Here is an 8067-nt window from a genome sequence, read left to right on the forward strand (position 1 = left end):
ACTGCCCACTTGGTCTCACTTGAATATACGTTTTTGCCCATGCAAAAACACCTCCGATTCAGTACTTGATGAACATTGTACCATTTCGAAGGTGTTTTATATTGTCTCAAATAATTAGGTTAGTCTAAAATATCCATCGTTTTTTTATTGGGCGGATTCTTCCTCCCGCGTTTCATCTCGCTTCAATTCATTCAACACAGTCGATTCGGCAGGTTCTACATCCGCGTGGAATGCGCTTCGGGAGAGCATATGCGCCGAGACCGGGCCAGTGATGAAGACGAACAGTACTGCCAGGAACAGCTTGCTGTCCACATGGCCCTCTATATACCAGAAGTACAGGAAAGTACCGGTCATCATCATCATCACCCCAAGAGTGGAACTCTTCGAGGCTGCATGAAGCCTCGAGTACACATCAGGCAGGCGGATGACTCCAAGGGCACTGACTGCTGCAAAGAAGGCGCCTCCCAGGATGAAGAAGGCAATGATGCTAGTCATTATCAGTTCTATCATTTTCGAAGATCACGCCTTTCTCCAGATATTTCGCAAACGCGATTGTTGCAATGTAGGCGAGAATGCCGATCAGCAATATGACAACGAGCAGATAAGTGGTGCGCAGCGTCATGGCCATCAGTGCGATCATGGCCATCAGCAAAATGCCAAGCGCATCAAGCGCCACCACTTTATCGTGCAGTGAAGGGCCTTTGACCATGCGGTAGATCATACCGAGCATGGCGAAAGCCAGGATGATGATGCTGATAATTATGATGATGTCCAAAAAAGTTGTCATGCTTTCTTCACCTCTTCTATCGGATGTTCGAAGCTGTCTTTGATGGATTTGATCTCGGACTCCGCATCCTCAATGTCTAAGGCATGGATATATAGGATGGAACGGTCATCTGAAATCGCAACGACTAATGTACCGGGCGTCAAAGTGATGAGAGCCGATAGCAGACTAACTGCCCACTCATCTTTTAAATCGCATGGATAGGCAAAAAATGCAGGCTTCACATCGATTTTCGGACGCAGTACGATTTTAACAACTTCAATGTTCGACTTGATCAACTCGATGATGAAGATGAAGGTGAGGCGGATTATCGCATAGACCCGCTTCAGATAGAATGAACCTGGAAGGAATCCCCTTAGTATATAGACTGACAATAGGCCGAGCAGATAGCCGGTCGTAAAGGCAGGAACGGTAAAATTCGAACCGATGAACATCCATAGGAAAGCAAGTGCCAGGTTTATGAGTATCTGTAGAGCCATCTATTCCACCTCCGTCAAGTAGTTGGAGTAAGAAGCCGGATCATAGAAAGATTGCGCAGCCATATCAAAGAGTGGATATAGGGCATCAGCAGCAAGTCCGAATACAACCGACAGTATGACCATAGCGAAGGATGCAAATAATATCTTATCGCTTTTAATCGGGCGCAGCTTCGAGAAATCCATGTCGCTGCCCCAGAATACCCCGATGAAAATCTTGATTACAGAATACAGTACGGCAAGACTCGAGAGGAGTACAATGATTCCAGAGATGTAATGGTCATTTTCAAAGGTCGACTGGACGATGAAAAGCTTGCCATAAAATCCGGATAACGGTGGGACTCCGGTGAGTCCCATCGCAGCGATGAAGAACATCCATCCAGTCCATGGATGCAGCTTGATCAGACCGCCAAGTTTCTGGATGCCGGTCTCCCCCGTGCGATAGATCAGATAACCCACCAGCATGAAGAGTGCCGCTTTTATGAGCATATCGTGTATGAGGTAGTAGAAGGCCCCGATAAGACCAGTCTGATCCATCATTGCCACACCAACAAGGATGACACCGACGGCAATAAGTATATTATAGATGATGATGCGTTTCATATCAGTGTAGCTGAGGGCACCGATTGACCCCATTACAACCGTCGCCAAAGCAATTAGCAGCAGAATCTGGTTTGTGAAATCTATATTGTCGATGAAGAATAGGCTGTATGTCCGTGCAATGGCATATACACCAACCTTGGTCAAAAGCGCTCCGAAAAGGACGAGTATTGGCATAGGTGGCGCATAATAGGAGCCGGGCAACCAGAAGTAGAGTGGAAACACACCCGCTTTTGTCGCAAATACGAAGATGAACAGGACGGCGACAAGCGTCATGATACTGTAGTTCCCTTCAAAAGCTGATAATTTATTATAGATATCCGCCATATTCAATGAGCCTGTTACAGAATAGAGATACGCCAGGCCAAGCACGAAGAAGTTCGAAGAAATCAGGTTGACCAGGATATATTTGAAGCCTTCCTGAAGTTGAATCTTCGTGCCGCCGAGAGTGATGAGTACATAAGATGCGAGTAGGAACACCTCAAAGAAGACGAACATGTTGAAAATGTCCCCGGTGGAAAATGCACCGTTCACTCCCGTGATCATGAACATTACCATGACATAATAATAGTACTTCTCCCGTTCAATGCCGATCGACTGGAATGAGTAGATGACAGTGAATAAGGTGATGATAGCCGTCGTTAACAGCAGCAGGGCGGCAGCCATATCGATGACGACACTGATGCCGAACGGGGCGACCCAGCTGCCGATGTAGGTGACGATGGTGCCGCTCTGGTAAACATGGATGGTAAGCCAGATGGTGGCGATGAGGGCAAGCAGGCTGCCTACTGCCGCCATTACTCTGTGTGCCAAAGGACGTCTGCCTGTAAACAGCATCACTATTCCGGTGAAGAAAGGAATGATTATGGGCAGCAATGGCAATATGTTAGTCGTCATGTGGAACTCCTTTCATTTCTTCAACATCATCTGTCCCCAACTCTCCGTAGGCTCTTAGGGCAAGGACCAGAATGAATGCAGTCAGCGCGAAGGCGATGACTATCGCGGTCAATATAAGCGCCTGCGGCAGGGGATCGGTGTAGCTTTCGACTGCCTCATCAAGTACAGGCACGTTGCCACGCTTGAGTTTCCCCATCGTCAACAGCATGAGGTGCACGCCGTGGCTCAACAAAGCTGTGCCGATGATGATGCGGATGACGCTCCTTGATAGCATGAGGTAGACGGCAGAACCGATCAGTATACCACTCAGTAGAATTGTTATCAGTTCCATCAGTTTTCCGCCTCCCCGACAAGTACTATGATCAAGAGCGTAGTCGCAGCCACTGTCAGGAACACCCCAAGGTCGAACAGAACGGCGGAGTGGAGAGCCACATCACCGAATAAGGGTATTTCTATGTGGGTGTGCTGGTGCGTGAAAAACGGTGTGCCGAAAAGGAAGGATAGCGTAGGCAAGCCGACTGCAAACGCCAATCCAGATGTAATGATCAACCTGAAGTCGATCGGAACCATCCGTTGCAGTGTCTTCTTGTCATATGCGATCAACAGCAATATCAATGCTGCAGCAGCAAGCAATCCTCCCACAAAACCGCCGCCTGGTGTATAGTGGCCGGCAAAGAAAAGGTTGAATGAGAACATGATGACGATGAGGAATACCAGTTTCGCAGTGAACTGCAAAAAGACGTCGTTCATCCGTCTATCCACTTTATCATGCCCGGTTTTCTTCAGGGTTTGCTTCATCTGTCTCATCCTTTCTGTTTAGTCTTAGTTTCATTAGAGCATAGATGCCGATTCCGGCGATGCCGAACACCAATGTTTCAAACAAGGTATCGAAGCCACGGAAATCGACGAGTATGACGTTGACCATATTGCCGCCGGCACCGAGTTCTTTGACATTATCGATGTGGAACTGGCTGATGCGGTCGAACAGTTGATTGGAGTATGCAATCAGGCCGATCATGATGACGATGATGCCGACTCCAAGGGACACAAGGAAATTAGTGAACTTGAAGCGCATGCGTTCCGGATGCTTGCTTCTTGCTGGAAGATGGTAGAAGCATACGAGGAACAACGCTGTTGTTACCGTTTCGATGGCCAGCTGCGTCAGAGCTAGATCTGGTGCCCTGAAGAACACGAAGAACAGGGCCATCACGAAACCGATTGCGCTGAGCATGATGATTGAAACGATACGGGATTTGGTGACGAGTATGACCGTAATCGATATCAGGACGATCATTACAAGAATCATTTCCTGGATGCCGACAGGTGCCATATCCGAAAAGTCGACCTGTATACCCGTGTTCCATAGTGAGATGGCGCCCAACACGACGAAAAACATGAAGATATAGGCCAGATAGGAACGGATGAAGCCTGTCATGTAGCTATCGGTCACTTTTCTTGAAGCGAATCTGCTGTGCATGAGCCCTTGGTCATAGACATAATTCAAGGTAAAACGCTCTTTATGGTAATCATATATGAACATCCACTTGTCCCGGAAATAGAATAACAATGAACCGATGATGACGATGGCAATCGTCGCCCATAGAGCAGGATTCGTAAACCCATGCCACATGGAGATATGGGTGCCGAGCGGCGCATCAGTCGCCATTATGCTCATGGCGGCCGGATCGATTATTGAACCTGACAATACGTTCGGGAACAGTCCGAATGTAATGACGAGTCCGGCAAGTATCGCTGGGGATATCCACATCAGGGCAGGCGCTTCATGGGGTTCCTTTGGTGTATCATGAGTACGTTTACCGAAGAAGACGCCAAAGATGATCTGTATGGAATAGATGAAAGTGAATATACTTCCGACTATTGCAAGCAGAGGGAATATAAAAGCAATATTCGCCAATGAAGCAAAATCAGCATCTGACACATGGATCATCGCCTCAAGGAAAAGTTCCTTCGACAGGAAGCCGTTGAACGGCGGCAGCCCCGCCATTGATAACGCTGTAATGAAAGTCAACGTAAACGAGATCGGCATAAGGGTCAAAAGGCCGCCGAGGCGCTTCAGACTTCTTGTGCCTGTCTCATGGTCGAGTATTCCAGTAATCATGAAAAGTGCACCTTTGAAGGTCGCATGGTTGATGAGGTGGAATACCGCCGCCACAACGGCAATCGAGAAATATGCCTCGCCGGCACCGGTGACCACGCTCAGTGCACCAAGGCCAAGCAGCGACATGATCATGCCGAGCTGGGAGACGGTGGAAAATGCCAATACTGCCTTCAGATCGTCTTTACGTACTGCATTGAAGGATGCCCAGGCAAGTGTAATCAACCCGCCGAGCAGAATGATCCACACCCATAATTCGGAGAATGCAAATAATGGCGTCAGGCGTGCAACGAGATATATGCCCGCTTTGACCATCGTGGCTGAGTGCAGATAGGCACTGACAGGCGTCGGTGCCTCCATAGCATCAGGCAGCCAGATATAGAATGGAAATTGTGCCGACTTGGTGAAAGCACCGAGCAGGATGAGCACAATGGCAATCGGTGCCACTGGACTTTCCTGGATGAGCGTAACCTGTGCCAGCATCTCACGGATGCTGTATGTGCCTGTAATCGTATGAAGAGTCAGGAACCCCCCAAGCAGCATGAATCCTCCGAACATGGTTATCAGCATGGACTTCTGTGCGCCATATAATGAACGTTCCTTCATGAACCAGAAGGCAATCAGAAGAAAGCTTGAAATGGAAGTCAATTCCCAAAACAGGTAGAGCATCAGAACATTATCGTTCAGGACGACGCCGAGCATCGCGCTCATAAACATGAGCAGGTAGACATAGAAGTTGCCCAGGTCTTCCCGGTGGGACAGGTAACCGATCGAATAGAGTACAACCAGTGCGCCTATCCCTGATATAAGTATGGCGAACAGGAGGCCGAGACCGTCTATGTAGACATCGAAATTCATCCCTATACGGGGCATCACTTGCATAGTCTCAAGTATCGGACCGCTGCTCACCTTTGGGATGAATGTTGCCAGGTAGATGGCAATTATGACAGGGACAGGCAATACGAACCAGCCCAGGTGAATGCGTTTGTAATATTTATAGATGATGCCGATCGCCACCGCAGCGACCAGGGGCAGTAATATCGCCATATGTATCAGCGTCAAAGTATATCCTCCTTCATTTTTACAATATATATTGCAATTATACAGCAATGCGACACCTAAATAAATGTATAGGGTTTGAAAAAATATAGAATGTCTGTATAGTGTTAAATAGGAAAAAAGGCAATATTTTTCATAGAAAATTCATTTTATATTTTTATAATTTCAATGTTAAAATTGCAATAAATGAAATCAGGAGGCATATTATTCATGGCATTTACACAATTGACGACAGAGGTAGCCAGCAACGAAACATCCGCAATCATCCGCACTAATCATGGGGACGTTAAAGTCAAGCTGTTCGGCGACATCGCCCCGAAAACGGTCGAGAACTTCACGACACATGCAAAAAACGGCTATTATGATGGACAGATCTTCCACCGTGTGATCAAGGACTTCATGGTGCAGGGCGGAGACCCGACAGGCACAGGCATGGGCGGAGAGAGTGTTTTCGGCGGAACGTTCGAGGACGAATTCTCAACAGAAGCATTCAATCTTTACGGCGCCCTATCCATGGCGAACGCAGGCCCTGGTACGAACGGCAGCCAGTTCTTCATCGTCCAGGCATCTGAAGTGCCGGCGCAGATGATTAACCAGCTTGAAGGTGCAGGATATCCAGCTGAGATCATTGAAGCCTATAAGGAAAAAGGTGGTACACCTTGGCTCGATCAGCGCCACACGGTTTTCGGTCATGTCATTGAGGGCATGGATGTAGTGGAGAAAATCGCAGACGTAGAGACAGGTGCACAAGATCGTCCGAAAGAAGATGTCAAGATAGAAACAATCGAAGTGACAAAGTAGCCTTAGACTTCCATAAAGAAGTTTGTTATAAACGCTCACAAAATAGTCACTAAAAGGGTCTCGATTCATAATAGACCTTTGTTATACTGTATGGAGCAAAGGTGAGTGAATATTTATGATGCCATTTTTATATTTCCCTGAAGATAAAAGTGAATATATACCCGCCTTCATCACTTTGGCGATCTGCATGCTTCTGGCTTATTTGGCTTATCGCCTGATTAAGCGCTACTCCGAGAAACAGGAGCAGAAAATGAAGGAGTTCGAAGAACAGGTGATGAAGCGGATGGAGCAGGAGAGCGATGAGCCCAGAAGCAGGTATTGAACTCTACAAACTTATTTCAGACTGGAACCCGCTTCAGCTGGAAGCGGGTTTTGATTATGACCCGGAAATATATGACACCATATCCGCCATATATGAAAGTGATGATGCACACGTTGTGGGCCGGGCGATCCAGGAGATCTTCAACCAGTCGTTCGAAACCGTGATACCCTTGGCAGAAATCCATCCGATAACTGAAAGGGCTCTAGTACTCAAACGACTCTATAACGATGTATGACCGCAGGTTCAATCCTGCGGTTTTTTCTTTTGGCAGTGTTTGATTCGATAAACACGATTGCTTGTGATAAAATGGTTCATGCGTATGATAACTGAAAAGTTAGCGGGGTAATCCAATTGGCAAAAAAATATCGGAAAGGCCAGTTCATCAAAGTCAAAGTAACTGGTATCCAGCCATATGGTGCTTTTGTCAAAACCCCTGATAATCAAGAAGGACTCATCCATATTTCAGAAGTGATGAATGATTATGTGCACGATGTGAACCAATTTTTATCCAAGGGCCAGATCGTCAGGGCTAAAGTACTCAGCGTGGATAAGAATGGGAAACTGAACCTTACATTGAAGGAAAATGAATACTTCAAAAACGAGGAGCGGAAACGGGATAGACGTTCCGTTCTGGATCAGATCAAGGACACGGAAGAATATGGCTTCGAGTCCATTAGACAAAAGATGCCGGAATGGATAGATACGGCGAAAAGACATTTGAAGGATAAATGATGGGCCTAGAAGAAGCATGTCCAGGCCACTGCAGCAGAAGTTGTAGTGGCCTGGGCATTTTTTATGGAAATCTATATTTCATCCTGAATAATTTTTACATTCATATTTTGAATGGTCCAAAAGCATCAAGCTATACTGGACGTTTCCGAGGTATTTCTTACGATTAGTCAATAGATTACAAGCATATATTCCATATTTTTCATCCCTATCCAGCGGGGCGCCCCGCTGGATAGGGATGTCGGCATGCCAAATAGGCCCTGCTTTTTCAGTTTTTTCGGAG

12 protein-coding genes are annotated in these 8067 nt (G+C 46.9%); 4 read left to right on the plus strand and 8 right to left on the minus strand.

The features are described 5' to 3' along the window. Positions 1-144: 144 nt before the first annotated feature. From mnhG to ABD734_RS08070, 7 genes are read right to left on the minus strand one after another with little or no spacing between them, the layout of a single operon-like run. A complete protein-coding gene (gene mnhG, locus ABD734_RS08040) occupies positions 145-510 on the minus strand; it encodes a monovalent cation/H(+) antiporter subunit G (RefSeq protein WP_344703175.1) in 366 nt (121 codons plus the stop codon). Beyond that, positions 488-787 (minus strand): Na(+)/H(+) antiporter subunit F1, encoded by a 300-nt coding sequence (locus tag ABD734_RS08045; protein ID WP_344703177.1) that lies wholly within the window; start codon positions 785-787, stop codon positions 488-490. The genes mnhG and ABD734_RS08045 overlap by 23 nt, the downstream gene beginning before the upstream one ends. Beyond that, positions 784-1263, minus strand: a complete 480-nt coding sequence (locus ABD734_RS08050) for a Na+/H+ antiporter subunit E (RefSeq protein ID WP_344703179.1) — start codon at positions 1261-1263, stop codon at positions 784-786. Before ABD734_RS08050 ends, ABD734_RS08045 begins: the two co-directional genes overlap by 4 nt. Next, positions 1264-2757, minus strand: a complete 1494-nt coding sequence (locus ABD734_RS08055; protein ID WP_344703181.1) for a Na+/H+ antiporter subunit D — start codon at positions 2755-2757, stop codon at positions 1264-1266. Further along, positions 2747-3088, minus strand: a complete 342-nt coding sequence (locus tag ABD734_RS08060; RefSeq protein ID WP_344703182.1) for a Na(+)/H(+) antiporter subunit C — start codon at positions 3086-3088, stop codon at positions 2747-2749. Before ABD734_RS08060 ends, ABD734_RS08055 begins: the two co-directional genes overlap by 11 nt. Continuing rightward, the gene (locus tag ABD734_RS08065; protein ID WP_344703183.1) at positions 3088-3555 is read right to left on the minus strand and encodes a Na(+)/H(+) antiporter subunit B; all 468 of its coding nucleotides are present in this window, start codon (positions 3553-3555) and stop codon (positions 3088-3090) included. Before ABD734_RS08065 ends, ABD734_RS08060 begins: the two co-directional genes overlap by 1 nt. Continuing rightward, the gene (locus ABD734_RS08070; protein WP_344703184.1) at positions 3524-5935 is read right to left on the minus strand and encodes a Na+/H+ antiporter subunit A; all 2412 of its coding nucleotides are present in this window, start codon (positions 5933-5935) and stop codon (positions 3524-3526) included. The genes ABD734_RS08065 and ABD734_RS08070 overlap by 32 nt, the downstream gene beginning before the upstream one ends. A gap of 207 nt (positions 5936-6142) precedes the next feature. On the opposite strand from ABD734_RS08070, the gene ABD734_RS08075 reads away from it, so the two are divergent. The 4 genes from ABD734_RS08075 (at position 6143) to ygs (ending at position 7787) form a co-directional block, all read left to right on the plus strand. Beyond that, the gene (locus tag ABD734_RS08075) at positions 6143-6733 is read left to right on the plus strand and encodes a peptidylprolyl isomerase (protein WP_344703185.1); all 591 of its coding nucleotides are present in this window, start codon (positions 6143-6145) and stop codon (positions 6731-6733) included. Between the two features lie 115 nt (positions 6734-6848). After that, positions 6849-7055 (plus strand): hypothetical protein, encoded by a 207-nt coding sequence (locus ABD734_RS08080; RefSeq protein ID WP_344703187.1) that lies wholly within the window; start codon positions 6849-6851, stop codon positions 7053-7055. Next, the gene (locus ABD734_RS08085) at positions 7033-7290 is read left to right on the plus strand and encodes a DUF1871 family protein (protein WP_344703189.1); all 258 of its coding nucleotides are present in this window, start codon (positions 7033-7035) and stop codon (positions 7288-7290) included. Before ABD734_RS08080 ends, ABD734_RS08085 begins: the two co-directional genes overlap by 23 nt. A gap of 116 nt (positions 7291-7406) precedes the next feature. Further along, a complete protein-coding gene (gene ygs, locus ABD734_RS08090; RefSeq protein ID WP_344703191.1) occupies positions 7407-7787 on the plus strand; it encodes a S1 domain-containing post-transcriptional regulator Ygs in 381 nt (126 codons plus the stop codon). A gap of 78 nt (positions 7788-7865) precedes the next feature. On the opposite strand, the gene ABD734_RS08095 is transcribed toward ygs, so the two are convergent. Next, on the minus strand, positions 7866-8067 hold a 202-nt coding region (locus ABD734_RS08095; RefSeq protein ID WP_344703193.1), incomplete at its 5' end, for a hypothetical protein.

The sequence above is a fragment of the Salinicoccus jeotgali genome (assembly GCF_039538805.1).
In the GTDB taxonomy this organism is placed as follows: domain Bacteria; phylum Bacillota; class Bacilli; order Staphylococcales; family Salinicoccaceae; genus Salinicoccus; species Salinicoccus jeotgali.